Source organism: Betaproteobacteria bacterium, from assembly GCA_009377585.1.
GTDB lineage: Bacteria > Pseudomonadota > Gammaproteobacteria > Burkholderiales > WYBJ01 > WYBJ01.
On the sequence record WHTS01000088.1, the window covers coordinates 1 to 26492 of the forward strand.

The following is a 26492-nucleotide window of genomic DNA, read 5'->3' on the forward strand; positions in this document are numbered from 1 at the left end:
CGAACGCTGCCCCGAGCGCCTTGCAAATTCCAAACCGCATCGCTCTGAATCCAGCGATTCAGTTCAACTGGGCTTATCCACCATGCTCGCGCACGGCGGATCAAACCCTTTTCGTTATGACGCAGCCTGCCAGGTTATGCAGCATTTCTGAACACCATCACGTTGGGTGCAGCTGGAGCTATCCATGATCTTCGGCGTGCTGATCTTCAATCAAGTTGAGGAACTCGACTTTATCGGTCCCTGGGAGATGCTCACCATGTGGAGCAAGTTCGCCAACGGGCCGGAAACCTGCGTTATCGTCAGTCAGGCTCTCGAGCCCGTCATCTGTGCCAAGGGCCTTTCTATCAACCCTCACATGTCGTTTGCCGAATGTCCGCAACTCGACTATCTGCTCGTTCCAGGTGGCCGCGGTACGCGGCAGGAGGTCAACAACCCAGCCCTCGTCGAGTTCGTCGCGAATCAAGCCAAGAACTGCAAGGCGGTTCTGTCCGTGTGCACAGGTTCCTTCGTGTTGCACGCAGCGGGTATCCTCTCGGGGCGGAAGGCAACAACACATTGGCGTTCGTTGGAGCGGCTGCGAGCACTCGGAGACGTTTTAGTCGTTGAAGAGCGCTACGTCCAAGACGGAACCGTATGGTCATCCGCTGGCGTCTCGGCGGGCACCGATCTCATGCTTGCCTTCATTGCGAGCGTTGCTGGCGAGGAAGCCGCAGGCAAAGTTCAGTTTGCAGCCGAGTACTACCCTTCCTCCGCGAAGTACGGTGGCTTTGAAAAGGATCCCAGAGCGCCGGGCTACATCCGGGGTGCTTAAGCCTCCCATCGAGCGGTTCGGGTGCCATATTGAGGACCGGGTGAACGACAACGACATTCATCGCAGGCCGATCTCTAGATGCGATCCAAGCGGATTCAAAGAGGATTGGATTCGGATTCGCATCAGAGGAGAGGACCGGGGCGTTGCTGGCTGCCATAGCAGCATCAAAACCCGGAGGGCGCTTTCTTGAAATTGGCACTGGCGTCGGTCATGGAACGGCGTGGATGCTGGAAGGCGCCGATCAATTGGCGTGCATTGAGACGGTGGACTCAAACCCCGCTACAGTCGCGATTGCGCGTCGCCATCTGGGCATGGAGCCGCGCGTTACATTTCACGTCGCAGACGGTGCTCAGTTCATCAGCGACATACGGGGAAAATCATACGACCTGATTTTTGCCGACGCTTGGCCGGGCAAGTTCAGCCACCTCGACGAGATACTGTCGCTTCTAAGCGTTGGTGGCATATACGTCGCAGATGATCTGCTTCCGCAAGCGAACTGGCCAGAGGGCCAAGGCGAAAGGGTGCCAGAATTGCTCGACGCACTTGAGGCTCATCAGGGTTTCTTCGTTGTTAGGATGGCATGGGGATCGGGAATAGTAATAGCGGTACGCACTGGCGCCGACCAAGCCCTCGCAGCGGATGCGCCGAAAGCGGCACGCCGCTGAAGGGCAGCGTTCCGCGGTTAGGGACCTTTTTGTGAGCAATGTCAGGGAACGATCACTTCGCGCTGCGGGGTTCCATCAAGGCGAAAGGTTAGAAACGGATGTCTTTCATTCTGAAGCAGCGTGCGGCCCAAGCGTTCCCGCGAGACATTGATGCTTACCTCGGGCTCAAAGAGCCTGTCTTCCATATCATCTATGAGGCTGCGACGCTGTGGGCCGGAAAGACTGGTTGGACTGCTCTCAATTACCGACGCCGAGCTTTGCCTCCTTGATCACGCGCCGCCACTTCTGCACCGCGGTCTTGTTGACGTCGTAGAACTCCTGCGGCGGGCCGCCGGCCGCGTCCAGCCCCTCATTGCCCATCTGGCGCAACATCTGCGGCGACCTCACCACCCGTGCGACCTCCTCGTTCCAAAGGTTGACGATGGCTCGCGGCGTGCCCTTGGGCGCCCACATGGCATACCAATGCACGACTTCGAATCCCGGCACCGTGTCGCCGATGGACGGCACGTCGGGCAGAATGCTCAGGCGCGATCGCGTCGTCACGCCGAGCGGGCGCAGCCGACCGGCCCTGATGTGCGGCATGCTCGGCACCGCGCTGATGGCGGTAACCTGCACTTCGCCGCCGATGGTCGCCGCCAGCGCCGGACCGCCGCCTTTGTAGGCAACGTGGACGAAATTGGTCTTCGTTTCGAGCTTGAAGAGCTCCACCAGCAGATGCGCCACGCTGCCGGTGCCGACCGAGGCATAGTTGAGCTTTCCGGGATTGGCCTTTACATGCGAGATGAGCTCGGAGACGCTTGTCGCAGGAACCGAAGGATGCACCGAGAGTACGATCCCCGTCGTGCCGATCAGTATCACCGGCTGAATGCCGTCTACGGGATCGTAGTTCGGTTTGCCGAAGGCCGAAGCCGCCGAATAGCTGCTGGAAACGATGACTAGCGTGTAGCCGTCCGGAGCCGAGTGCGCGACTATCCCCGCGCCGAGGGCGCCACCCGCGCCGGGCCGATTGTCCACCACCACTGTCTGGCCCAGCCGCTCGCCCACGGGCACCGCGATGAGGCGTCCCAGGATGTCCGTGCCGCCCCCCGGCGGGAACGGCGCGACCAGACGTATGGGCTTCGTGGGGTACTTGTCGGCAGCCGGCGCAGCCGGAGCGACGACAAGGGCAGCGATAACGAAGGCAAGAGCGGCTCTCATGCATTCCTCCTCGCGATCAGTGATTCACTGGGTCCCTTCGGCAGGGCCCTGCGGATCCGTTCCCCGTTCACATAGTGTACGCGCCTCGTTGCCGGAGGGCCTCCAGTCACCGGTACGGAAAGTATGGAACCAGCCTATGCAGGCATCAGGTCGGGTGCCTGTACTATTCAGTATTCCGCGCACCTTCGTAATGCGCGGAAGTCGGCGCACCAGGAGTCTGCTTATCGACAGAGGGGACCGCCATGAAAGTCGGAACCGGTAACTACACCTACGAGCTGGTCGAGAATTTCGCGAAGCTGCCCGAAGGCGAGGCGTTCGGCCTCATCAGTCGGGTCACAACGGATTCGCGCAATCGTCTTTACGTCTTTCAGCGCAAGGACCCTGCGGTGCTGGTGTTCGACCACGACGGCAATTTCCTGCACGCCTGGGGCAACGGACAGTTCAAGCGTGCGCACGGCTTCAAGATTGCCGGCGACGCCGCATACGTTACGGATCAGGTGGATTGCGTCGCGATGATCTATACGCTCGAGGGCAAGCTCTTGCGACAGCTCGGTACTCGCGGGGAGCATTCCGATACAGGCTGCGAGGACTGGCACAACTTGCCGTTGCGTGCCGCCGGCCCGTTCAATCATCCGACGGAGATGATGCCGGGGCCCTCAGGCGATCTCTACGTGACCGACGGCTACCGGAACAGCCGGGTCCACCGGTTTACCAAGGATGGTGAGCTGATCCAGTCCTGGGGCCAGCCGGGGAAAACCGCGCCTGGCGATTTTCATCTTCCGCATAGCCTTGCGATCTCTCCCGATGGGACGATCCACGTCTGCGACCGCGCGAATGCCCGCGTCCAGCATTTCACGCCCGACGGCCACTACATCGGCATGTGGACCGGAATGGGCGGTCCGAACGACATCGCGCGGGATGCCGCAGGTAACTTCTATCTGTGCGAGCAGGCTTCGGATGTTGGCAAACCGGCGATCAGCGTGCGCGACGGCGATGGCGCAGTTCTCGCCCGCTGGGAGGTCGATCCCGTGCACGGCATGGGAATCGATGCGGCTGGAAACATCTATGCGGGCCTGACGAGGAAGAGCCGCGTGGACAAGTACGTGCGGATGGCCTGATCGGCTCACCGGCGGCGTGCCGTGGTTGTCAGTGGAAAAGAGTGGTTCGAACATGCCATCCGCATCTGATTCCTACGATTTCATCGTGGTCGGCGCCGGCGCCGCGGGTTGCGTGCTGGCGAACCGCCTGTCCGCGTCGGGGTGTCACTCCGTGCTGCTGCTGGAGGCGGGGGGAGAAGACAGCAATCCTTGGATACACATTCCGCTCGGGTACGGGAAGCACTTCACCAATCCGGCGGTGAATTGGCTGTACTCCAGCGAGCCGCAGCCCGGTGCCGCCAACCGGCGCATCGCGCAACCGCGCGGCAAGGTGCTCGGCGGGTCGACCTCGATCAACGGGCTGCTTTACATTCGCGGCCAGCGCGAGGACTACGATCGGTGGCGCGATCTCGGCAACGCTGGCTGGGGCTATGCCGATGTGCTGGCGTGCTTCCGCAAGTCCGAGGACCAGGAGCGCGGCGCCGACGAGTTTCACGGCACCGGTGGTCCCCTCTCGGTTTCCGACCCGAAGGAGGCGCACCCGCTGGCCGACGCCTGGCTGGCAGCCGCCGAGGAATGCGGCTACCCGCGCAACCCGGATTTCAACGGCGCGATCCAGGAGGGCTTTGGCTACAACCAGTGGACGATACGCAGGGGGCTGCGGAGCAGCGCCGCCACGGGGTTTCTGCGCCTGGCCCGCCGGCGCGCGAACCTCCGGATCGTCACGCGCGCGCACGCGACTCGCATCCTGTTTTCCGGCACGCGTGCGACCGGCGTCGAATATCTACGCGACGGGATCACCGCGTCCGCGACAGCGCGCGCGGGGGTGCTGGTAGCGGGCGGCTCGTTCAACTCTCCGCAACTGCTGCAGCTCTCGGGCGTCGGCCCGGCGCCGCTCCTGCAGCGCTACGGGATCGCAGTTGTGGCCGACGTGCCGGGCGTGGGTATGAACCTGCAGGATCACTACACGGCGCGCATGGTGTACGAGTGCACCGAGCGCTGCACGCTCAACGACGTGATCGGCAATTTCCCGAAGAGCGTCGTCGCGGCCCTGCGCTTCGCTTTTCTGCGCAAGGGATTCCTGGCGATGGGACAGTCGTTTGCGACGGGCTTCATCCGCGCCGACCCCGCAGCCGCGACCCCGGACATCCAGACCAGCATCACGCTCTACAGCTTCGACAAGCCGGGGGACAGGCTGCATCGCTTCCCCGGCTTCACGCTTGCGGCGAGGCTGCTGCGGCCCGAGAGCCGGGGCAGCGTCACGATTGGCAGCACCGATCCACTCGCGCCGCCCGTGATCGCGCCCAACTACCTCACGTCGGAAAAGGATTGCGCTGTCCTGCTCGCGGGGCTCAAGGCCAACCGGCGCCTCACGCAGACCGCGGCGATGCGCCGCTACGTGGCGCGCGAGCACGATCCTGGCCCCGAGTGCGAGAGCGACGCGGATCTCGTGGATTTTATGCGCGAGCGCGGCGGGATCGCGTTCCACCCGGCCGGCACCTGCAAGATGGGCAGCGACGCAGCGGCGGTGGTCGATGCGCGCTTGCGCGTGCGAGGACTGCAGGGGCTGCGCGTTGTCGACACCTCCATCATGCCATTGCTCGTGTCCGGCAACACCTACGCGCCGACTCTCATGATCGCGGAGAAGGGCGCGGACATGATCCTCGAGGATGCGGGTTCGAAGGCGTGACGCGTGCTACGGACCGTGTCGTTCGCCATCCTAATTTCCCAATCCGATACCGTCCGGGTCGAGGCCCGTTTCGAAGTTCTGGATAAGCCTGCGACCCGGCACATCGATGACGGCAACCTGATTCGAGGCACTATTGAACAGGAATGAGCCTATAGCCCGGTCGGCGGATTGCTGATCCCACCGGATACCGGCATTTCCAATGACTCCCACCTTCCAGAGACAGCTTCGTAACACTGGACCCAAAGTTCGTCCGGCGTCAAGCGGCCAGAAGCTGTCATGCTCCATCTTGGCTAACGGGTCGCGAAACGTCGTCCGGCCTCGATGCCGAGTCCGCTGACGACGCTGCCGAAGAGATCGCCGACCACGACGCGACTGTCCGGATAGGCTTTCACGAACGCATCGCGCAACGCGGTCATGCCGGACGATCCACCAGTGAAGTAAAGCGTGGAAACGTCCGCCGTCTTGAGTCCCGCGGCACTTACCGTTGCCGAGGCGATGTCGACAAGTCGCGCCAACATGCCGCCGAGCAGGTCGACGAGCTCATCGCGGGTGCCATCCACCGTGAGCCCGGCCTCGATGGCGCCGAGGTCGAGGTTCGCCTTCGTCACCTGCGAGAGCTCGATCTTCGCGGCTTCCGTCCGGCCGAGCAATTCGTGACCGAGCCGCTGCTCGATCACGTGCACCAATCGGCGGTAAGGGCGAGGATCGGTGAAGAACGCCCGTAACTCGCGCAGCGTACTGATGAACTTCGGCACGTAGAGGAGGTTGATGCGATGCCATGTCGAGAGGTCGAAATAGACGAGGCTCGGCACGACGCGGCCCCGGGTTCCGACGCTGCGATAGCCGAGGGTTGGCATCACCCACGACATGTTGAGACGCGAATCGAAATCGGTGCCGGCAATGTGGATTCCATCGTTGGCGAGAATGTCGTCGTTCCGCGCCGCCTGATCGCGCCGGCCGGGCCCGAGACGGATCACCGTGAAGTCGGCGGTGCCGCCGCCGACGTCAACGACGAGCACCGACTCTTCGCGCGCGATCGTGCGCTCGTAGTCGAACGCTGCCGCGATCGGCTCGAACTGGAATTCCACGTGCCGAAAACCCGCGGCGCGTGCGCACCCGGCCAGCGTGTCCTGCGCGGCGCGGTCCTGCTTCGCGTCGTCGTCGACGAAGCGGATCGGCCGTCCCAGCACGACGGCGTCGAGGGAATGGCCTGCCGCCACGGCTGCGCGCTTGCGCAGCATGCGCAAATACGCGGTGACGATGTCCGCGTACTTGTAGTCGTCGCCGCCGATCGCCACCGACTCGTCCATCAAGCTGCTGCCGAGAATGCTTTTCAGCGAGCGCATCAGTCGCCCGGGCGTGCCGTCGAGGTATTCGCTTACCGCGGCTCGGCCGTAGAACACCTCGCGCGGATTCTCGGTCGCGAAGAAGATCGCGCTTGGGATCGAGGTGGCAGCGTCCTCGAGGGGCGCCAACCGCACCGAGTTGCCATCGGGCAACGAGAGGGCGGAGTTGGACGTGCCGAAATCGAGACCGCAGGCAGCGGTAGGTACTTTGCGTGCGGACACGGAGGTGAGTTTACGCGAAGGGTGTTCACAATGGTACGTGAGCCGATCAGGTCTGGGCTTTGATCAATTTGATCCCGAACGCACCCTCTCGCCAACGAGCACGCGACGAGTGACGAAGCACGACGGTCAAGCATGGATTCCGAGAGCAGTGAGCGAAGGCACGTCAGCAGATGTGCTCATGATCCCGATGTCGACATTGCGACATGACGTCAACCTCTTCGCGCCGCCTCGATGGCGGCGATGTCGATCTTTTTCATCGTCATCATCGCGTCGAACGCCCGCTTGGCCGCGGCGCGATCGGGCTCCGTGATCGCGGCGAGGAGAGCGCGCGGCGTGATCTGCCACGACAGGCCCCACTTGTCTTTACACCAGCCGCAATCGCTTTCCTGGCCGCCGTTGCCGACGATCGCGTTCCACAAGCGGTCGGTTTCGGCTTGGTCGTCGGTCGCGATTTGAAAAGAGAACGCCTCGTTGTGCTTGAAGTGCGGCCCGCCGTTGAGCCCGACGCAGGGGATGCCGGCCACGGTGAACTCGACCGTCAGGACATCGCCCTGCTTGCCGTCGGGATAGTCGCCGGGCGCGCGCATCACCGCGCCAACCGCGCTGTCGGGGAAAGTTTTGGCATAGAACTGCGCGGCATCCATGGCGGTGCCGTCGTACCACAGACAGATCGTGTTCTTGTTGGCCATTTCCGTGCTCCTATAGAGTTAAGAGAATCCGCTCCCGATCTAGTCGAAGAGGAGCATGTGAAATCGACAACCCCCATCAATCTACCGAAAGGGCAGTTCCGCAACCGATGCGCCCGCATGGTCGATCCGGGCAAATGGCCAGGTGGAATAGAAGGTCTGTCCGGCATGTCTTATGGGCACAAGGCCACGAGAAAGGAACGATCATGCTGAAGCCAAGCCCATTCGCGTTATTGGCGCTGGCACTGCTGGCGGGCTGTGCCACCACCGCCGATGTGGACAAGGCGAAAGCCAGTTGGCACGGGGCAACCTACGACGAGGTCGTGGCGGCGTGGGGACAACCCGCCAGCCAGACGACCCTCGAGGGCGGGCTCCAGGGGTACACGTGGATCTCGCAGAGTGCGGGCTATGGAGCCTCGGTGGGCGCCTATGGCGGATCGGGCGGGGGCGGTGTCGGCATCAGCCTGCCGCTCCCCGGCATGGGCGGCATGGTCCGCGGACAATGCCAGCGCACGCTCGGCTTCAAGGACGGCCGCGTCGTGGACCAGATCTGGCAGGGAACCACGCAGTACTGCAGCATCTTCGGCCGGTTCTGACGATGATCTGGCCCCCAATATCCGCTTCTACTGATGATCATCGGTGGTCTGGGGGCTGTCCTGCTCGCTCGATAACTGTTAGGCCGCGCTCAAGCCCCCGACGCAGGCCAAATCCTCCATCCCACTGCGGGAGAGTATGACGCATGCGTGAGCTGTGGCCTTACCCTGCCCATCCAGGTCATCGGATCGTGCGCTTGCGACTCGTGGGGTCCGAAGTGCTGTTCGCGCAGATCGAGCGACGTGAACTCGTGCAGGATTGCGTGCTTGTAGCTGCCGACCGTCCACACATAGCCTGGGCGTGACAGCTTCTCGGGGATGTGCGTGCCGTGGAACCACGCCAGATACTCGGATCTGTGTTCATTGGCGACGTCGTACCAGATTGCCCAGATTCCCCGGTCCATTACCGCCTCCACGAATACTGCCGCGACTTCGTTCGAACGCGTCCATCGTAGAACACCATCATGGAAGCGCTCCCGACGCACGCGTGACCTCCTCAGGGCGCAATGGGCGCTCGAGGAAACAGGTCTGTCGATTCAAGCGCCGCTTGTTCGACTAAGGGTGCAGCACAATAAATTCAAAGGAGAACTGACATGCAATTCATGCTTCTGATGATACCCGCGGTATATCGCGACAATAAGAAATTGGACAAGAACTTCGTCCCCGATCCGGAAAAAGTTCAGGAGATGGGACGATTCAATGAAGCGCTGTCGAAGCAAGTAAAACTGCTATCCGTAAACGGCCTTCATCCACTGAGCACGGGTGCCCGCGTTTCTTTCAGCAAAGGCAAAACCACCGTCACTGATGGCCCTTTCGTGGAAGTAAAAGAAGTTCTGGGCGGGTACTGGCTGGTCGAGGCCGACTCCAAGGAACAACTCGTTGGATTGATGCAGCAATGTCCCGCCGAAGATGGCGACGTGATTGAAATTCGCCAGATCTTCTCAGCGGCGGATTTTGCAATTACCAAATAAGGGTTTTGTCGTCGCCGAATCCGCGGCGGTGCTCGCAGTCGCGCACGGGTGACTCACTCGTCGAGCAACGGCAAGCCGGACAGCAACTTCTCGATGGTGATCGGAAAGTCGCGTACCCGCACGCCGGTCGCGTTGAACACCGCATTCGCGACGGCGGCGTTCGCCCCGCAGTGGCCCAGCTCGCCGACGCCCTTGGCGCCCAGCACGTTCGCATGCGGGTCGAATCCTTCGAGCAGGACGGCATCGATGTTTGTGACGTCGGCATGCACGGGCACCAGGTAGCCTGCCAGATCGCGGTTCAGGAATGCGCCCGAGCGCGGTTCCACCAGCGCCTCTTCGTGCAGGGCCGAGCTGATGCCGAAGACCATGCCGCCGATCAACTGGGACCGTGCCGTCTTCGCGTTGAAGATGCGTCCGGCCGAGAATACGCCCAGCATCCGCCGCAGCCGGACTTCCGCCGTATCGGCGTCCACGCCCACTTCGGCGAAGTGCGCGCCGTAGGCGTAGATCGAATACTTGCGATAGTTCGGGTCGTCCCACATGGCGGCGATCTCGCCTTCGGCTTCGAGGCCCTCGGGCGGAACGTCGCCACTGCGGAGTCTCTCCTGCAGGGCGATGCAGGCGTTGTACACGGCCGTGCAGGTGTTGGTCGCGCCGAACGATCCGCCGGAACCTGCGCCCGGAGGATAGTCGGAGCGTCCGATCTCGACCTTGACGTGCGAGAGTGGAACGCCGAGCGTGTCGGCCGCAACCTGTGCCACTATCGTATAGGTTCCCGTCCCGATATCGGTGATATCGGAGCGCACCCGGACCTTACCGTCCGGCCCCATGCGGACGGTCGCCTTGCTGGGAAGCTGAAACTGCATGCGCACCGCGGAGGCGACGCCATAGCCCACCAGCCAGCGTCCGTCCCGCAGGCTGCCGGGTCGCTTCGGGCGAGCGTTCCAGCCGAACCGCGCCGCCCCTTCACGCAGGCATTCGACCAGCCGCCGGTCGCTGAAGGGCTGGCCGGTTTCCGGATGCACGGCGGGCTCGTTGAGGATCCGAAACTCGATCGGGTCCATGTCGAGCGCCACGGCCAATTCATCGATCGCAGATTCGATCGCCAGCAGCCCCGGTGCTTCTCCCGGTGCGCGCACGTCCTCGCCGCGCGGAAGGTCGAGCTCGACCAGGCGATGGCGCGTGAGGCGATTGGCCGCGGCATACATCGGGCGGGCCGAGGTCGCCGTCTGCTCGGCGTATTCGGAAAGCACGCTCGTGTGCATCGTGACGTCGTGGCCCAGCGCGAGCAGCCGGCCATCGCGTGCCGCACCCAGGCGCACCCGCTGGCTCGTCATCGACCGCACGCCCAGCAGATGAAAGATCTGCTGGCGCGTCATGACGACCTTGACCGGCTGCTCGAGCGCACGCGCAGCGAAGGCGGCGAGAATGGTCTCGGAGTGGATGCCCAGCTTCGATCCGAAGCCGCCGCCGACGAATTCGGACACGATATGAATGCGCGCCGGATCGATCATGAGCGTGCTGGCGATCGCGGTGCGCGCTTCGCCCACGATCTGCGCGCAGACATAGATCGTGAGCTCGTCACCGTCGGGTACCGCCAGGCAGGCATGCGGCTCCAGTGGCTGCGAGAACTGGTATGGGGTCGTGTAGGTCGCATCGACCGTAACTTCCGCGCTCCCGAACGCCGCATCGAAATCGCCGACCGCGCTGTCGGTTGCGAGCCCGGCGTTCACGGCTTTCGGTGCATACGCCTGGTCCAACCGGGTCGCAAGCTCGTAGCGGCCCGGCTCGGCGGCATAGGCGATCTCGACGAGCGGGGCTGCTGCACGTGCTTGCTCGTAGCTCGCGGCCACCACGAGCGCGACCGGCTCGCCGTAGTGATGGATCTCGGGCCCGTCGAGCGTCGGGAACGCGCGCGAGTATGCGGACGGAGTCGAGGGATCGGCTTTGCCTTGCGCGGGCGCGTTGAGGTACGTCATGACCATTCGCACGCCCGGCGCCCGTTCGGCGATCGCGGTGTCGATCGCGGTGATCCGACCCTTGCCGATGGTGGCACCGACGATGAAGCCGTAGAGGGGCTGGCCGACGTTCCAGTATTCGGCAGCGTAGGTGGCGCGCCCGCTGACCTTGAGCGGACCGTCGATGCGATCGACCGGTTGACCGATGATGGCGGACATTTTCAAGCCTCCTGTGCAACCTGCGCCAAGGTGCGGCACAGCGTTCGCTTCGCCAACTCGATCTTGAAGTTGTTGTGGCCGCAGCCCTTCGCGTCCCTCAGGGCGTGGGCGGCCGCTTCGCGATAGGTGGCCATCGTGGCAGGGCGGCCGATCAGCGCTTGCTCTGCATCGCGGGACCGCCAGGGTTTGTGCGCCACGCCGCCGAAGGCGACGCGGGCGGTGGTGATGATGACACCGCGCTCGGTCGCCATGATCGCCGCGACCGAGACGAGCGCAAACTCGTAAGAAGCGCGGTCGCGGACCTTGCGATAGCGTTGCCGGCCCGCGGGCGGCGGAGGCAGAACGATGGCCGTGATCATCTCACCCGGGCGCAGCACGCTCTCGACCTGCGGCGTCGCGCCGGGGAGGCAATGAAAATCGTGGACCGAGACGCTGCGAGCTGCGCCGTCGTTCCCCAGAAGTTCGATCCGCGCGTCGAGTACCGCCAGCGCGACCGCCATGTCGGAAGGATGGGTCGCGATGCAATGCTCGCTCGCACCCAGTATCGCGTGGATGCGGTTGATGCCGCCGATCGCAGAGCAGCCCGTGCCGGGCTCACGTTTGTTGCAGACCGATGCGACATCGTAGAAGTAGGGGCAGCGGGTACGTTGCAGAAGATTGCCGCCCATCGACGCCTTGTTACGTAGCTGTCCGGACGCGCCGGAGAGCAGCGCTTCGGAAAGCACCGGATAGCGGCGGCGGACCCGCAGGTCGGCGGCCGTGTCGGAATTGGCGGCCTGTGCTCCGATGCGCAGGCCGCCGTCGGGTAGCTCTTCGATCGCGCTCAGCGGCAGCCGGCTGATATCCACCAGATGCGTCGGGCGCTCGATCTCGAGCTTCATCAGATCGAGCAGATTGGTTCCGCCGCTGATGAACCGGGCGCCAGGCCCACCGCGAACCACTGCCGCAATCGCGCCGCGCGCGTCCGTCGCGCGCTCGTAAGTAAATGGCCTCATGCGCCTTCTCCGCTTGCCACCTCGCGGATCGCCGCCACGATGTTCGGGTAGGCGGCGCAACGGCAGATGTTCCCGCTCATGCGCTCGCGGATCTCGGCGTCCGTCAGCTCGATGCGCGCTGCAGAAACCTCGGCGGTCGCGTGACTGGGCCAGCCGGCCTTTGCTTCGGCGAGCATGCCCACCGCGGAGCAGATCTGCCCCGAGGTGCAGTAGCCGCACTGGAACCCGTCGTGCCTGATGAATGCGGCCTGAAGCGGATGCAGCGCTTCGGGGGTGCCGAGGCCCTCGATGGTGACGATGTCATCGTCCGTATGCATGACCGCGAGGGTGAGGCACGCGTTGATCCGCCGGCCGTTCACCAATACGGTGCACGCGCCGCACTGTCCATGATCACAACCCTTCTTCGCACCGGTAAGGTGCAAGTGCTCGCGCAGCGCATCGAGCAGAGTCGTGCGCGTGTCGAGCTCCGCGCTATGAAGCGTGCCGTTGATGCGCAAGCGCACGGACGCACTTTCCAGCGGATCGGACGCGGCGGAAGCTTTGGAAGGTGCCGGCGCAATGGAAGTCATAGAGCCTCCGAGACGAGTGCTGCTTTCGAGGCGCATGGCGGACGACTGCTCGAGAACCGAGTTGGCGCCGCCGTTGGCGGTCTGGGTGGCCCGAAACGACATGGGCCTGGAAGGGTAGCGTGACGAAGCCTTGTTACGGAACGTGGTACGAAGATTATTCCGCTCGGGTTTTCTACGCTCGGACGATCTTTTCGTCAAGCTGGTCGACTGGTTACCGTAATGGGAGGAACGATCGAGGCCCTCTATTCGCCGCCGCTGGTGCGCCGAGCAAGCGCGTCATCGAGATACCGAACCATCCCGCGGGTGTAGACCGGACGGGCGCGACACTCGCCCACCGCCTCGACAATGAACGCCGCCTGGTTCGTTTTCTGCGCTACGAATGCGAGCCCTGTAATTTCGCCCTTGCGCGCCAAGACAAGCAGCTGCTTGAGTGCCTCGATGGTATCGGCGTCTATCGGGGGCGTGTTGCATTTCGGCTGCTTCGCGACCGCGGGCAAGGCGAAGTCGGGACAAGGTGTTCCTTCGAGCACTCTCGTCAGCGCCGCTGTGTACCAGTTCGAGGGGGTTGTCCACTTGCCGTCGTGCGCCGGCGTGGAAATCTTGCGACGAGCCATGAGGCCTCCACGGTAGGTCGATTGGTCAGTCGATCAAGGGAGTTAGCGGCTTTCTTGGCCCGCCGCTTTACTGCCGTCTGCCGCGGACGAATCGTTCGATCCTCGACAACCCCGAGTCATGGCGCAAAAGGATATGGAACCGCTGCGCCATTCCGATACGGAAGCACCAGACTCGCCCGGCCGGGGGCCACCACCGTGCCCTCGTGGTTCGTCAGGTTGACTTCGGCTTCCGCTACGCCGTACTTTTCGCGACGCTCGAGCTTGGTAATCATCCCCGCGAACGTCAGCGAGTCGCCGATGTTCATGCGCGCTCGCACCGAATGCGACATCTTCCAAGCCCACCCATCCCTTCCGACGATCTGGTTCAAGTACGACCAGCGGCACCCCAGCGTCCACATCGCCGATGCGATGATGTGTGGAACTCCGGCAATCCGGGTTGCAAACTCATAGTCATAGTGATCGCGGCGAAACGCCTCGGTGGCCATCGCCCAACGGACCACCGTGGGAACGGTGACCCGAATCGTCTTGCTCGGCAGCGCCTGGCCCTCCGTGAAGTCCTCGAAGTCCACGCGCGCGAGGTCGAGGGGCTGCGGGGGAGGCATGCTGGGCGGGTCCCTGGGCTCGAGCGGTTTGGCCGATTGACGGCGGCGTTCGCCGGATTGCTCCATCCAGACGAGATTCATGTCGTGGTTCGCGACCGTCTCGCCGCGCTGGTTTTTCCAATCCGTCCGCACGACGTAGAACGCGAGCGAGCCGTTGCGGCCACTCTTCTCGTAGATATCCTTCAAGTACGGGTGTGCAGTCAGCCGATCACCGACGCGGGGGAGGCTGAAGAATTCCATGTCGTCGCCGGCGTGAAAGTGATACAGACCATCCCACTGCTCGGGCAGCGGAAGCCCTTCCGTTACGGCCACACGGTGCATTTCGTCGTCTCTTTTGGCCCAGCGCAGGGCGTCGTCGACGAAGGGTATGTTGGAGCGCAGGGAGCTCATTGCGAACGTGCCGGGCGCAACCCGACCGCCAAAACGGGATACTCTGGCGGCAGCATCGTCATAGAAAAGGCGGCTGTCGTCGAAGACCGCCTGCGCAAACCGCCGGATCTCGCTCGTCGACACGTCGTCCGGAGATGAGCACACGGGTCCGCGCGCGCCTACGAGGGCCCGGATCTCGTCAGTTACCAGGCGTCGATCTGTGCTCATGACGTGTTTCTCCCAATATCGGTACTGCTGTCGGTGACGGCGTGATCGTAGATGCCCTTGCCGTCGGGTCGGTCGGGTCGTACCTTGCAAGGTGGATTCAGCCGGCACACGGCTTCAGGCGATGCGCTGGAAAGCTGGTGGGTCAGAGCGAGGAAGGCTTCCAGCACCTCGGCGTCCACGACGGGGCCGGCCAGTGCACGGAACTTTTGCTCGTACCCCGTCCTGTCCATGGTCCGGGCACCCCCGATCTGGGCATCGGCGACCGGCTTCTCGCCGGCGATCACCCGGCCATCGACCAGGTGCAGTTCGAGCCGCCCGCCCAGGGCGGGCCGCTCCGGTCGCGCCTGCCGGTATTGGGCATCCCAGAAGGGATCGGCAACCGAGCGAACCTTCCGCCACAACGCGATGGTGCCGGGACGGTGGGCGCGCTCGTGCGCGTAACTGCGTTCGTGGTGAAACCACCCGTCCTCCAGCGCCACCGTCACGAGGTACGAGAGCGAGTGATCGAGCGTCTCGCGGCTGGCGTCGGGGCTGGATTTCTCCGGATCGTTCGCGCCGCTGCCGACGATGTTGTGCACGGCGCTATTGGTACGCACCACCACCTCGCGCACCCGGGTCAGGTCAACGCCGGCGCGCAGCTCGAAGGCCAGGTCGATGAAGGCCTGAGCGTGATTGACCGCCGCATGCGCCTTCGTGAAGGTCTGGAGAATCGCGCCCAGGGGCTCGCCGGGCGCCGGCAGCGACACGTGGTAGCAGGCATCGGGACCGCCGAGCATGTAGGCGATGGCACCGCTCTCCCCTTCGTAGGCCGGGCTGGGAGAGGCCTCGCCGCGCATGGCGCGATCGACCGCGTCGATGGCGAGCTTGCCCGAATGGCCCGGAACGAACGCCTTCCACGACGTCATCTCGCCCTTGCGTGTCTGGCGCGTGGACTGGGAAATGAGCACGGCCTGATTGAGTGCCTGGTAGATGGTGGCCACGGGCAACCGCAGAAGCGCCCCCAGGCCCGCCGTAGTGGCAGGACACAGGTGGCCAGTCTGCTCTTTCTGCGTCGGGGCGAGCGGAATACCTCGGCCCAATGCCACCTGGATCTCGTAAGCCACGGCAATGGCGCGGACCAGCGCCGCGCCGTCGCACCCCATCTGCTGGGCCACGGCGATCAGAGGCGCGATGTTGTCCCCGGGATGGGCGGCGGGCGGGGCGCAATCGTGAAAGTCCAGCTCTCGCACCGCGGTCGCATTCGCCCAGGCGGCCCACTCGGCATGCACGCGCACGTCCGGCGGGAGCCCGAAGAGCGTCGCCCCACCGGCGCGCGGGTGGGCCAGTGCCATGACGCGAGCGGTGGCGACCGGCCGGCGATCGATCGACGCCAGCGCCACGCCCGCGTTGTCGATGGCGCGGCAGGTGACCATCTCGGCCACCTCGGGCGTCGGCGGGGGCGCGGCTGCGGCCAGCTCGGCCATCTTCCACGTCAGCTGCGCCTGTCTGGGCAATTGCGCCGAGCTCGGATGCACCCGTACCTCATGCACGACCATCGTCGCCCTCCTCTGTTCCTGGTGATCGTCGATCCTACATTCTCCGATCGACCCTTCCCACCTTGTTCCTCGTAGGATGGTCTGCTGAAGAAGCAGTCAGTCCGCTTCGGGCCAAATGCGCTCGGGCCAATCGGAGTCAGCGGAAGCGGGAAAGCACCTCTGACGCCATCAACCGGACAGAGTCCATCCCCTGCTCTTTCGTCATGCCCTCCCAGCGCATGCGCATGCTGATGTTCTCGATGCCGAGCATTCGGTACTTCTCGATTTCTTCCGCGCAATCTTCCGGACTGCCGATGATCAGCCTGCCGCGCACGATGTCCTCGAGCGACCCGGTCAGGCTGTCGCCCCGCGGGAGGTCGCGGTCGTGTCCAAGGCGGGCACGGTCCGCGTAGAACGGCTCCAGCGCGGGCCGGACGGTTTCGATCGCGGTCTTCCAGTCCTTTGCGCAGTAAGCGTCGCGCCATGCCCAGATGATGGGATTGCGCCCCGCGGCCTCCGCGGCCTCCCGGAACAGCTTGACCTGCCGGGCGATGACCGAGTAAGTGCTGCGCGTGCTGATGAGCCAACCGTCCGCGATGGCGGCTGCGCGCCGAATGGCCGCGTCCCCGTTGGCTGCCACCAGGATCCTGGGATACGGCTGCTGCACCGGTCGTGGGACCACGGTGGCGGCGTCCGCGCGCTCGCCGGAGGCGTGCGTGTCGAAGCTGAAGTACTTGCCCCGGAAGTGGACCTCGTCCTGTTGCCAGAGCTGCTTCATCGCCTCCAGCGCCTCGGTGAAGCGGCCGAGTCGCTCCTCCTTGGGGATGCCGTAGGCGTCGAACTGGCGATCGCGCCATCCCTGCGCCACGGCGATGGTGGTGCGCCCCCCGCTTGCGCGGTCCCAGGTTGCGACCTCAGCCGCGAGCCGCACCGGGTGATAGAGCGGGACCAGATACAGGATAGCGAGATCCATACCGGCGTCGATGGCGGCCAGACGCGCCAGGGCGGTCTGTGGATCGACGCCGCGATCGGTGCCGGCCCACCACAGAAGCCCGTACCCGAGCGAGGAGATTTCTCGACACCATGCGAGCAGCCCATCGAAGCGCTCCTCCCATGTGGAGTCCGATGAGGACGCGGCCGCGCCTGCCATTAGCCCGAATCTCATGCAACACCTCCATTCGAATCCGTCGCAATGTGCTTGTCTCGGTTACATCGACCGGGCGCCTGGCGCGCGGCACCTGCACCGGGCACACGCCGCCTAGTGTGCGCCCGACCGATGTCCCAGAACGAGCATCAGCGCTCGCAGGTCGGGCAGGGACTCCAGCGCCTCGGCCATGCCGATGACGCGCTCGATGTCGGCGGCGTCGAGACTGCGCCTGGCGCAGTCTCTGAGCTTGGCGAGCCGCTCCTCGCGGTCCATCGGATTCGCAATCGAGCCTCTGTAATGACGGCATGTTTCGCTGAGCACGCGTCCGTCCGGCAGCCCAACTCGGGCTACGGCCCAGGTGTCAGGCGGATTTCTCGGAATGTCGGGATTGCGCTTGATGCGGACCTTTTTCAGGATGGATTCCACGCTTGGCGAGAACCGCGTAGCGTCGCTGAACGAGTCGATATCGACTCGCCCGTCGGCAATCGCCACCGCGCCACAATAGGCGAAATCGAACTTGCCATCGAGGCCGCTTGCGGCTGCGCCCTCGTGGCCTGGTCGCACGTGGCTTCCCGGAACTTCCAGTTCCAGATAGGTGATGTCCTCCGGACGAAACTCGTGTCGCAGCCGCAAAGTAAGCGCCGCTTCGATCGCCCACTGCATGAAGATTTGAGCCGGATAGCGCTTGATATTGAATCCGGGATCGACCAGCTGAAACCTTGTGCCCAGATCGCGTGTGAGCTCATCCCAGTCGAACCCGGCACCAAGAAGCGTTTCGACGAAACCTCGCCTGACTTCCAGGATGCCGTCGCGACTGGTAAACCCTGCCTGCGCGAGCAAAGCGGATTCAACGCCCTGGCGGGCCGCAGCACCGGGATGGGTCGACTTGACCATGGTTCCGGTGTTGGCAGAAAGCCCACCCGTATGCGAAGCCGCGATCCCCAACGCCATCCGGACCCCGGCAGCATCCAGTCCCAACATCTTGGCGCTCGCCGCGGCGGCAGCCAGTGGGCCGAGCAAGCCTGGCGGGTGGTAGCCGCCGGTGTCGCAGCGCACCGACGCCTTGCGCAGCCGAGCGTGAATCTCCCATCCGATGACATAGGCTTCAATCAGCCGGGCCCCGGACGCACCGGACATTTCCCCCAGAGCGAGCGCGCAGGGCAGGACGTTCGACGTGCCGTGCGCAACCGGCTGGCCCTGGATCTCGTAATCGAGACAGTGCAAAAAAATCCCGTTGGCGAAGGCGGCGGAGGGGGCATTGGTCCGGAAATCCTGGCCAACCACAGCGCACTGCGGGTTACCGCCGAGCTGCTTCAGGTAGTCGCCTATGATGGCCGCCAACGGTTGCGTAGCCCCTGCGAGCATGTTGGCGATACCGTCCAATATGCCAACTTTCGCTGCCGCAACCACTTCGGCCGGCAGGGCGTTGTAGCTGGTTTCAGTGACGAATCGAGCCAGCGTCTCGGTTGCTCCTGCCCCACTCTCAACTTGTTGCATGACGGCCTGGCCTCATCTGAACGATCAACGGTGTGGACGATGTCGCGCGCTGCATTGCATTCTAGCAATGCTGAGGTGATGCTCTTCATCGGGCGCCCGCATTTTCGAGCAGCGACTCCGGGTCGCATGCTGTGGTTCGCCGGCGGCTGCTGCGTAGAAATTCTGACAGGCGGAGCAATCGCCTTCCAAGGAGGGCCGAGTTGAGCGCGCGTTTCTCCGCGACTCAGTCCCAGGCAGCGTAGCACTTGTGTGCTACACTTTGCGCCTCCGATTGCGAGAGGGCCTCTCATGTCCACGACAACCATCCGTCTCCCGAAGGAGCTCAAGGATAAGGTCGCTCGCGCGGCAGAACGCGCAGGCAAAACGCCACATGGCTTCATTCTCGAGGCGATCGCCGAGAAAGCCGAGCTTGAAGAACGCCGAGCAGCTTTCGTCGAGAGCGCAGAGCAGCGCTATGCAAGCATCGTAGCCTCGGGGAGGACCGTGGCCTGGTCCGAGATGCGCCAATACCTGGAACATCGGATAACCGGTAGCCGAGCTGCCCGTCCCAAACCGCGCCGTGTCGCGCGATAAGCATGACCCGAATCGAGCTTGCTCCCGAGTTGACGGATGACTTCGATCGCATTCTGGAGCATCTCCTCGCACACGAAGTAGCAGATGCAGCCCCGCGCGTGGGTGAGATCATCCGTGCGATAGACATCCTCGAGCAAAACCCCTTGATCGGCCGGCCCGTTGAAGCGGGCCTCAGAGAGCTGGTGATCGGACGTGGCTCTCGCGGCTACGTAGCGCTGTATCGCTACGTGGAGGAGGTAGACATTGTGTTTGTCCTGGCCATTCGCGGTCAGAAAGAACTGGGGTATGGTCGAGAGCTGCCTTGAATGCTCGCTGCCGTGTATCGGAACGACAGTGAACGCCTGTGACCTGGTGAAGTTGCGGGTACGTGAGGTCTGCCACGGGGATCGAATCGCCGCCCGGGCGGTGCTTGGCACAAGCGCATAATGGGCGTCAATACCCCTCAGCATGACAGGAGGATGATATGGCAGTCAGCAACGTACCCAAGACGAAGAGCGTCCGCGAGCGGGTCGGCGAAGAGCAATGGCAGGCGCGCGTGGAGCTCGCGGCCGCCTATCGGCTGGTTGCCCAGCACGGCTGGACCAATCTGGTGAACAACCATATCTCGCTGCGCGTCCCGGGGGCCGAGGACGAGTTCCTGATCAACCCGCACGGGCTTCTCTACGAGCAGATCACGGCCTCGAGCCTGGTCAGGATCGACGTCGACGGCAACATCCTCGACGAGACCCCTTATAAGGTGAACCGGGCTGGGTTCGTCATCCACAGCGCGATCCACATGGCGCGCAAGGACCTGCACTGCGTGCTGCATACGCATACGATGCCGGGCCAGGCCGTCTCGGCGCTCGATTGCGGGTTGCTGCCGCTCAACCAGGCCGCCATGCGTTTCTACAACCGCATCGGCTACCACGACTTCGAGGGCATCGCGACGGACGTGGACGAGCGTGAGCGGATCGTCGCGGACCTGGGGCCGCACCAGTGCCTGATCATGCGCAATCACGGCTTGCTGAGCTCGGGTGCGGACTGTGGCGAGGCGTTCCACCTCATGTATCACCTCGTACGCTCGTGCGAGACGCAGTTGCTCGTGCTGGGCTCCGGCCAGCCCTACAGCGTGCCGCCGGCGGAAATCTGCGAGAAGACCGCCGGCCAGTACTGGAGCAGCGGGCGGCGCCTGGGACAGCTCGACTGGCCGGCGCTCATGCAGCGGCTCGACGCGACGGACCCGTCGTACAGAGACTGAGGGTGCCGGTCACGCTGTTCCACTGTGGCTTTGATTCGGCCATCGCAAGGAGGAGCGTCTTCGACCATGCGGTCATGAGAGAACTGCGAGCGAGCGCGGCGGTCAATCCCGCATGGCCAGGACGCAATTGAGCAAGCGCGTTCCGCTTCCCCACCAACCGACGGAGAAGCTCACCCGGAAATTCACCGAGGATCAGCGGCGCCGGCGGGCGAAATGAAACATCTCTGGTGGCAGCGCGGCATCGTCTATCAGGTTTATCCGCGCTCCTTCATGGACGCGAATGGCGACGGCATCGGCGATCTGGCCGGGATCATCTCGCGCCTGGACTACCTGCACTGGCTGGGCGTCGACGCGCTCTGGCTCTCGCCGATCTATCCGTCGCCGATGAAGGATTTCGGCTACGACGTGTCCGATTACACCGCGGTCGATCCGCGCTTCGGCACGCTCGCGGATGTTGACCGCCTGGTCGAGGCCGCGCATGCGCGCGGGCTGAAGCTGATCCTCGACTTCGTGCCAAATCACACGTCTGATCAGCACGCGTGGTTCAGGGAATCGCGCGCCTCGCGCGACAATCCCAAGCGCAACTGGTACCTGTGGCGCGACCCTGAGCCTGGCGGCGGCCCGCCGAACAACTGGCTCTCCTGCTTCGGCGGCAGCGCGTGGCAGCCCGACCCGGCCACCGGACAGTACTACTACCACGCCTTCCTGCCCGAGCAGCCGGACCTCAATTGGCGTAATCCCGAGGTCGTCGAGGCGATGCTTTGCGTGTTGCGCTTCTGGCTCGAGCGAGGGGTGGACGGCTTTCGCGTGGACGTGCTCTGGCATCTCGTCAAGGACGAGCATTTCGGCGACAACCCGCCCAACGCCGACTGGCGCGAGGGCATGGACCCGTACAATGCGTTCGTGCCGCTGCAGACCACCGACCGCCCGGAGGTGCACGATATCGTGCGGCGCATGCGCCGGCTCCTCGACGAGTACCGCGAGCGCGTGCTGATCGGCGAGATCTATCTGCCGCTGGAGCGCCTGATGCAGTACTACGGCGCCGATCTGCAGGGCGCACACCTGCCGTTCAACTTCCAGCTCTTGAGTGCGCCCTGGGACGCCGTTCACCTCGCCGGCCTCATCGCCGAGTACGAGCGCCTGCTGCCCGAGGGCGCGTGGCCCAACTGGGTGCTCGGCAACCATGACCGGCCGCGCATCGCCTCGCGCGTCGGGCCCGCGCAGGCGCGCGTGGCGGCGATGTTGCTCCTCACGCTGCGCGGCACGCCGACGATTTACTACGGCGACGAGCTCGGCATGCGCAACGTCTCCATTCCGTCCGGTGAGGTGCAGGATCCGTTCGAGCGCAGAGTCCCGCGACTGGGCCTGGGCCGCGATCCCGTACGCACGCCGATGCAGTGGAGCGCCGCGCCGCAGGCTGGCTTCACGAGCGGCCGCCCGTGGCTGCCTGTCTCATCCGACCATGAAATCGTGAACGTTGCCGCGCAGCGCCAGGACCCGAAGTCCATGCTCGCGCTTTACACCCGCCTGATTACGCTCAGGCGGGCCGAGCCCGCACTCAGGGTCGGAAGCCTGGCGATTTTTCGAACGACGAACGATGTCTCTGCCGATGTGCTGACCTACTTCCGCGGCGACAGCTTCCTGGTGGCGCTGAACCTCGGCGGGCAGCCCCGGCGTGTGCAGCTTTCCCGCGGCGGCGCAATCGTCCTTTCCAGCCATCTGGACCGCGCCGAAGAGCGCGTCGGCGAAATGTTCGAGCTGCGTCCGGATGAAGGTCTGATTCTTCGTCTTACCAACTGACGGGGCTACGCATGGCGATTGATGATTACTGGTACAAGAACGCGGTCATCTACTGCCTCAACGTCGCCACCTATATGGACTGCAACGGCGACGGCATCGGCGATTTCGAAGGCCTGTCGCGGCGGTTCGATTACCTGGCCGCGCTCGGCGTGACCTGCGTCTGGCTGCAGCCCTTCGGCTGCTCCCCCAACCGCGACAACGGCTACGACATCTCTGACTACTACGGCGTTACCCCGCGCTTCGGCACCTCGGGCGACTTCGTTGAGTGCATGAACACCGCGCAGGCGCTCGGGCTTCGCGTGGTGGTCGACCTGGTTGCGAACCACACCTCGATCGACCACCCCTGGTTCCAGTCGGCGCGCGCTGATCCGCGGTCGCCCTACCGCGACTGGTACGTGTGGGCGGACAAGCGCCCGCGCAATCACGCGCAGGGAACCGTGTTCCCGCCGGGGCAGAAGACCACCTGGACGCGTGACAAGAAGGCCGGCCAGTACTACTTCCATCGCTTCTACGAGCACCAGGCCGACCTCAACACGCACCATCCGGCCTACCGGGAGGAGCTCTACAAAATCATGGGCTACTGGTTGCAGCTCGGCGTATCGGGCTTCCGCATGGACGCCGTGCCCTTCCTGGTGGAGCGCAAGGGCGCCAACGTGAAGCCGGTGAAGGATTTCGCCCTCCTGCAGGAGATGCGCCGCTTCCTGCAGTGGCGCGCGCGCGACGCGATCCTGCTCGCGGAGGCCAACGTCCCTGCCAACGAGAGCATGCATTACTTCGGCGACGAGGGCGACCGCCTGCAGATGATGCTCAACTTCCCGGTGAACCAGCGCCTGTACTACGCGTTCGCCACGCATGATCCGAAGCCGCTCAAGCGCGCGCTGCGCGATACGATCGGCAAGGTGCCGCGCGACGCGCAGTGGGTGCAGTTCCTGCGCAGCCACGACGAGCTCGACCTCGGCCGCCTCACCGAGGAGCAGCGCGCGAAGGTGTTCAACGTATTCGCCCCGGATCCCGCCATGCGGCTCTACAACCGCGGTATCCGGCGCCGTTTGGCGCCGATGCTCGGCAACGACCGGCGCCGCCTCGAGCTCGCCTACAGCCTTCTCTTCTCGCTGCCGGGCACGCCGATGATCCAGTACGGCGACGAGATCGGCATGGGCGAGGATCTCTCGCTCAACGAGCGCGAGGCGACGCGCACCCCGATGCAGTGGACCGACGAGCCGCACGGTGGCTTCACTTCCGCGAAGAAAAGCGTGCTGCCAGTCTACCGCTTCAGAAAAGCAGCCATGATATCGCTGCACAACTTCAGCGATGCCGCACAGACACTGCACCTCAAAGTGCGCGAAAAGGGAGGCGAGCGTCTCATCGACCTGATCGGCTCGGAGCACAGCCGCGCCGGCCCCCGCGGTAGCCATGAGATCGCGCTCGACGGTTACGGCTACCGCTGGTTCCGGATCGGTGGCGTCGACGAGACGCTGATCCGCGCCTCATATTGAGCCTGGGATCCGGCAACGCGAATTCCTCGCCGAGGACGCGGTCGCATCGACTCTGCCGCCGTCCCGCCGCTGTGTCAGCCGTGCGTCACTTGGACCTCCGTTCCGTACTCGAGCGATGCTTCGAAATTCCCACGTCCCTGCGGCGCACGCGCGGTTCTCCCAAGCCGAAGTTCTCCAATTGCCAATTCTGGAAGGCAATTCGATGGCGTGATCGGTGCGCGCGTCTGTTGCGCCAGGAGCACGAGGTGCAGTCTGGGATGTGATATCGTTTGTTTCATGACCAAGCCCAAGCTGACCTATTTCGACGCCCCCGTGAGCCGCGGGGAGGAGTGCCGACTCGCCCTGCATCTCGCCGGCATCGACTTCGAAGACGTGCGCATCAGCGCCGCCAGCTGGCAGGCGATGAAGGAGCAGACGCCCTACGGCGGTCTCCCCATCCTCGAGCTTCCGGGTCGCCCGCCGCTCGCGCACTCCAATGCCATCCTCGTGATAATCGGCCGCCGACACGGCCTCCACCCTGCCGACGACTTTGAGGCCGCACGCCACGAAGCGATGATGCAGCACGTGGAGGACCTCCGCGGCGTGGTCGGGCCGACCATCCGCATAGCAGACGCCGAGAAGAAGGTGGCGCGCGAGGCGATCGTGGCGGGCTTCTTGCCCGCGTGGGCACGATCGGCGGAGAAGAACATCCTCGGCGAACCGTTCTTCGGTGGCACCAAGCTCCACGTCGTAGACCTCAAGCTTCACATGGCGGTGCGCTGGTTCATCGGAGGCAAGGTCGATCACATTCCCGCCACGGTGTTCGCTGGCTATCCGAAGCTCATGCGGGTACACGATGCGGTGCGTGACCATGCCGGCGTGAAGTCCTGGTACGCCAAGGCTTGAGCGCATCGACCAACAGTCGAAGCTGCTGTTAGTGTCCAGACGGGTGGAAAGCAAACGTCGCGGGTGAGCCTACGGAACTGCACCCGCGGAAGTTCTCTCCCGCGCCGCTTTCCGAAACAGCCGAGCCGATGTGAGCCACAGCGCGACGAAGAACCCTGTCAGTATCAAGGTGTCGCCGAATCCGGCGATGAGGGCGATCACGGCGACGGCGGTCTGAGCAAGCGCCGTCGCGACCAACGCGCGTGCCATTCCAAGTGGCTGGAAGCGCGCGAATACGGCACCGATGATGCCGACGGCGAGCACTCCGCCATACATCAGGTTGGCGGGGTTCTCCTCATTCGCGATGATGCCAACGGCAAGGTTCATGGGAGAGCCCAGTTCTTCCGAGCCTATGGCGTCGAGCGGGACGATCGGAGGATCTCCTATTATCGATCCCTGTGGCACAACGAAGACAAGATCCGCATCGATCTGGATGCAACATCCGCTTGACGGCGTGACTGCTCCAACCCGCTTCGGGTCTGCCGGGTGGAGTCGCTTTACGGCCAGAAGCCGTCACAGAGCTCCAGCTCTCTTTCTTCACCCCCAAGCTGAGCTCGGAGCTGGTTACGTGCACCAATCAAGGTCTACAGCTTCCACGCGATCTTGCGTGGACACGCGCGGACAAAGGACGGCCAAGTTCCAGGAAACGCCGCTCTAGCGGATATTTATGGTGCGGATTTCAGGAGACACGTCATCTTTTCAGGGGGTGTGTCCGGCACGTATATTCGTGTGCATCCTATCGAGCGTTCCCTATTTCATGTCACGCTCGTCCCTCACCCCCAACCCCTCTCCCGGGGGGAGAGGGGAGCGTCGCGTCCGTATTGGACTGTCGTCCAATACGGAACGATCAATAGATACGATCGCGGGTTGAAACAGCATTGCGGGAGCGGTGCAGGACATTGAGCGAGTCTCTTTACTCTCGAGCCGGCGTGACCGAAAACAACGCAGACACCAGGCCGCGTCGCCGCTGGCTGAGAATCCTCAGGTGGTTGGTCTTCACCCTGGTGATAATCGCGACCCTCGTGGCCTGCGCGGCGCTGGTCTTCGAGGTCAGGACATCGTGGTTCCAGGCGCGCGAGCTCTCACGCTATGGCGCCGAACTGAACTATGAGGTTCAGCCCGGCTCGAGCGACGCGATCCGCTTTCCCGACCACGGTCCGTTCGACCAGCGCCTGGGCTATACCGAATTGAGACGTTTCGCCGATCGGCTGGTCGCGCACGGCTTCGCCATCGAGCGGCAGGCGCGTTTCTCGCCCCGGCTGCTGGAGTACGCCGACAACGGCTACTTCGTCCCGTACCGCGAGAAGATCCGCGCGGGCATCGAAATCTGCGGCCAGCAGGGACAGCCGCTGTATCACTACCCTGAATAATTCGCGAATTCTGTAAGACAAAGGCCCGCCTCATGGTAGAACGCCGTTGCGAGACGAGCGAACCACCAGCGAAGGGGCCTTTGCGTGAGAGACGATAGCACA

General features: G+C 63.9%; 25 protein-coding genes and 1 pseudogene. 13 read left to right on the top strand and 13 right to left on the bottom strand.

Annotated features, from left to right (window positions below; translation table 11 throughout):
- Window positions 1-184: 184 nt before the first annotated feature.
- Complete coding sequence (locus tag GEV05_22085) at window positions 185-811, top strand: DJ-1/PfpI family protein (GenBank protein MPZ46022.1); 627 nt, start codon at window positions 185-187, stop codon at window positions 809-811.
- A gap of 59 nt (window positions 812-870) precedes the next feature.
- Entirely contained in the window at window positions 871-1476 is a 606-nt protein-coding gene (locus GEV05_22090) for a methyltransferase domain-containing protein (protein ID MPZ46023.1), read from the top strand.
- Between the two features lie 237 nt (window positions 1477-1713).
- On the opposite strand, the gene GEV05_22095 is transcribed toward GEV05_22090, so the two are convergent.
- Entirely contained in the window at window positions 1714-2673 is a 960-nt protein-coding gene (locus GEV05_22095; GenBank protein MPZ46024.1) for a tripartite tricarboxylate transporter substrate binding protein, read from the bottom strand.
- Window positions 2674-2915: 242 nt separating this feature from the next.
- Here GEV05_22095 and GEV05_22100 point away from each other — a divergent pair, with 242 nt between their 5' ends.
- Window positions 2916-3791 (top strand): hypothetical protein, encoded by an 876-nt coding sequence (locus GEV05_22100; protein MPZ46025.1) that lies wholly within the window; start codon window positions 2916-2918, stop codon window positions 3789-3791.
- 52 nt (window positions 3792-3843) lie between these two features.
- Window positions 3844-5460 carry a choline dehydrogenase gene (locus GEV05_22105; protein MPZ46026.1) on the top strand — a complete coding sequence of 539 codons (1617 nt, stop codon included), beginning with the start codon at window positions 3844-3846 and terminating at the stop codon, window positions 5458-5460.
- A gap of 290 nt (window positions 5461-5750) precedes the next feature.
- Here the strand turns inward: GEV05_22105 and GEV05_22110 are convergent, their stop codons facing one another.
- Both GEV05_22110 and GEV05_22115 read right to left on the bottom strand, forming a co-directional pair.
- Window positions 5751-7028, bottom strand: a complete 1278-nt coding sequence (locus GEV05_22110) for an Hsp70 family protein (GenBank protein MPZ46027.1) — start codon at window positions 7026-7028, stop codon at window positions 5751-5753.
- A 209-nt stretch (window positions 7029-7237) separates the two neighbouring features.
- Window positions 7238-7717, bottom strand: a complete 480-nt coding sequence (locus tag GEV05_22115) for a VOC family protein (protein MPZ46028.1) — start codon at window positions 7715-7717, stop codon at window positions 7238-7240.
- Window positions 7718-7920: 203 nt separating this feature from the next.
- Between GEV05_22115 and GEV05_22120 the strand changes: the two genes are divergently transcribed.
- The gene (locus tag GEV05_22120) at window positions 7921-8310 is read left to right on the top strand and encodes a hypothetical protein (GenBank protein ID MPZ46029.1); all 390 of its coding nucleotides are present in this window, start codon (window positions 7921-7923) and stop codon (window positions 8308-8310) included.
- An 89-nt stretch (window positions 8311-8399) separates the two neighbouring features.
- Here GEV05_22120 and GEV05_22125 read toward each other — a convergent pair whose 3' ends face one another.
- Entirely contained in the window at window positions 8400-8711 is a 312-nt protein-coding gene (locus GEV05_22125; GenBank protein MPZ46030.1) for a hypothetical protein, read from the bottom strand.
- A gap of 189 nt (window positions 8712-8900) precedes the next feature.
- Between GEV05_22125 and GEV05_22130 the strand changes: the two genes are divergently transcribed.
- On the top strand, window positions 8901-9278 hold the full coding sequence (locus GEV05_22130; protein ID MPZ46031.1) for a YciI family protein: 378 nt from the start codon (window positions 8901-8903) through the stop codon (window positions 9276-9278).
- Window positions 9279-9331: 53 nt separating this feature from the next.
- Here GEV05_22130 and GEV05_22135 read toward each other — a convergent pair whose 3' ends face one another.
- From GEV05_22135 to GEV05_22170, 8 genes are all read right to left on the bottom strand, one after another.
- Window positions 9332-11446: a molybdopterin-dependent oxidoreductase gene (locus tag GEV05_22135; protein MPZ46032.1), complete on the bottom strand. Its 2115-nt coding sequence runs from the start codon at window positions 11444-11446 to the stop codon at window positions 9332-9334.
- 11 nt (window positions 11447-11457) lie between these two features.
- A complete protein-coding gene (locus tag GEV05_22140; GenBank protein MPZ46033.1) occupies window positions 11458-12450 on the bottom strand; it encodes a xanthine dehydrogenase family protein subunit M in 993 nt (330 codons plus the stop codon).
- Window positions 12447-13019: a 2Fe-2S iron-sulfur cluster binding domain-containing protein gene (locus tag GEV05_22145; protein MPZ46034.1), complete on the bottom strand. Its 573-nt coding sequence runs from the start codon at window positions 13017-13019 to the stop codon at window positions 12447-12449. Before GEV05_22145 ends, GEV05_22140 begins: the two co-directional genes overlap by 4 nt.
- 242 nt (window positions 13020-13261) lie before the next feature.
- Window positions 13262-13633 carry a hypothetical protein gene (locus tag GEV05_22150; protein MPZ46035.1) on the bottom strand — a complete coding sequence of 124 codons (372 nt, stop codon included), beginning with the start codon at window positions 13631-13633 and terminating at the stop codon, window positions 13262-13264.
- 116 nt (window positions 13634-13749) lie between these two features.
- The gene (locus GEV05_22155; protein MPZ46036.1) at window positions 13750-14922 is read right to left on the bottom strand and encodes a hypothetical protein; all 1173 of its coding nucleotides are present in this window, start codon (window positions 14920-14922) and stop codon (window positions 13750-13752) included.
- Complete coding sequence (locus tag GEV05_22160; protein ID MPZ46037.1) at window positions 14829-16367, bottom strand: MmgE/PrpD family protein; 1539 nt, start codon at window positions 16365-16367, stop codon at window positions 14829-14831. The genes GEV05_22155 and GEV05_22160 overlap by 94 nt, the downstream gene beginning before the upstream one ends.
- A 136-nt stretch (window positions 16368-16503) precedes the next feature.
- Window positions 16504-17511, bottom strand: a complete 1008-nt coding sequence (locus tag GEV05_22165) for an LLM class flavin-dependent oxidoreductase (protein MPZ46038.1) — start codon at window positions 17509-17511, stop codon at window positions 16504-16506.
- Between the two features lie 93 nt (window positions 17512-17604).
- On the bottom strand, window positions 17605-18990 hold the full coding sequence (locus GEV05_22170; protein ID MPZ46039.1) for a hypothetical protein: 1386 nt from the start codon (window positions 18988-18990) through the stop codon (window positions 17605-17607).
- Between the two features lie 288 nt (window positions 18991-19278).
- Here GEV05_22170 and GEV05_22175 point away from each other — a divergent pair, with 288 nt between their 5' ends.
- From GEV05_22175 to GEV05_22200, 6 genes are all read left to right on the top strand, one after another.
- Window positions 19279-19563 carry a ribbon-helix-helix protein, CopG family gene (locus tag GEV05_22175; GenBank protein MPZ46040.1) on the top strand — a complete coding sequence of 95 codons (285 nt, stop codon included), beginning with the start codon at window positions 19279-19281 and terminating at the stop codon, window positions 19561-19563.
- Window positions 19564-19565: 2 nt separating this feature from the next.
- Window positions 19566-19868, top strand: a complete 303-nt coding sequence (locus GEV05_22180; GenBank protein ID MPZ46041.1) for a type II toxin-antitoxin system RelE/ParE family toxin — start codon at window positions 19566-19568, stop codon at window positions 19866-19868.
- A gap of 158 nt (window positions 19869-20026) precedes the next feature.
- Window positions 20027-20800 carry a class II aldolase/adducin family protein gene (locus GEV05_22185; protein MPZ46042.1) on the top strand — a complete coding sequence of 258 codons (774 nt, stop codon included), beginning with the start codon at window positions 20027-20029 and terminating at the stop codon, window positions 20798-20800.
- Window positions 20801-21013: 213 nt separating this feature from the next.
- Window positions 21014-22600 (top strand): DUF3459 domain-containing protein, encoded by a 1587-nt coding sequence (locus tag GEV05_22190; protein MPZ46043.1) that lies wholly within the window; start codon window positions 21014-21016, stop codon window positions 22598-22600.
- Window positions 22601-22611: 11 nt separating this feature from the next.
- On the top strand, window positions 22612-24096 hold the full coding sequence (locus GEV05_22195; protein MPZ46044.1) for a trehalose synthase: 1485 nt from the start codon (window positions 22612-22614) through the stop codon (window positions 24094-24096).
- 276 nt (window positions 24097-24372) lie between these two features.
- A complete protein-coding gene (locus tag GEV05_22200) occupies window positions 24373-24981 on the top strand; it encodes a hypothetical protein (protein ID MPZ46045.1) in 609 nt (202 codons plus the stop codon).
- Between the two features lie 69 nt (window positions 24982-25050).
- Here GEV05_22200 and GEV05_22205 read toward each other — a convergent pair.
- Window positions 25051-25347, bottom strand: a pseudogene (locus GEV05_22205) (hypothetical protein).
- A 602-nt stretch (window positions 25348-25949) separates the two neighbouring features.
- On the opposite strand from GEV05_22205, the gene GEV05_22210 reads away from it, so the two are divergent.
- Window positions 25950-26390, top strand: a complete 441-nt coding sequence (locus GEV05_22210) for a hypothetical protein (GenBank protein ID MPZ46046.1) — start codon at window positions 25950-25952, stop codon at window positions 26388-26390.
- Window positions 26391-26492 lie beyond the last annotated feature (102 nt).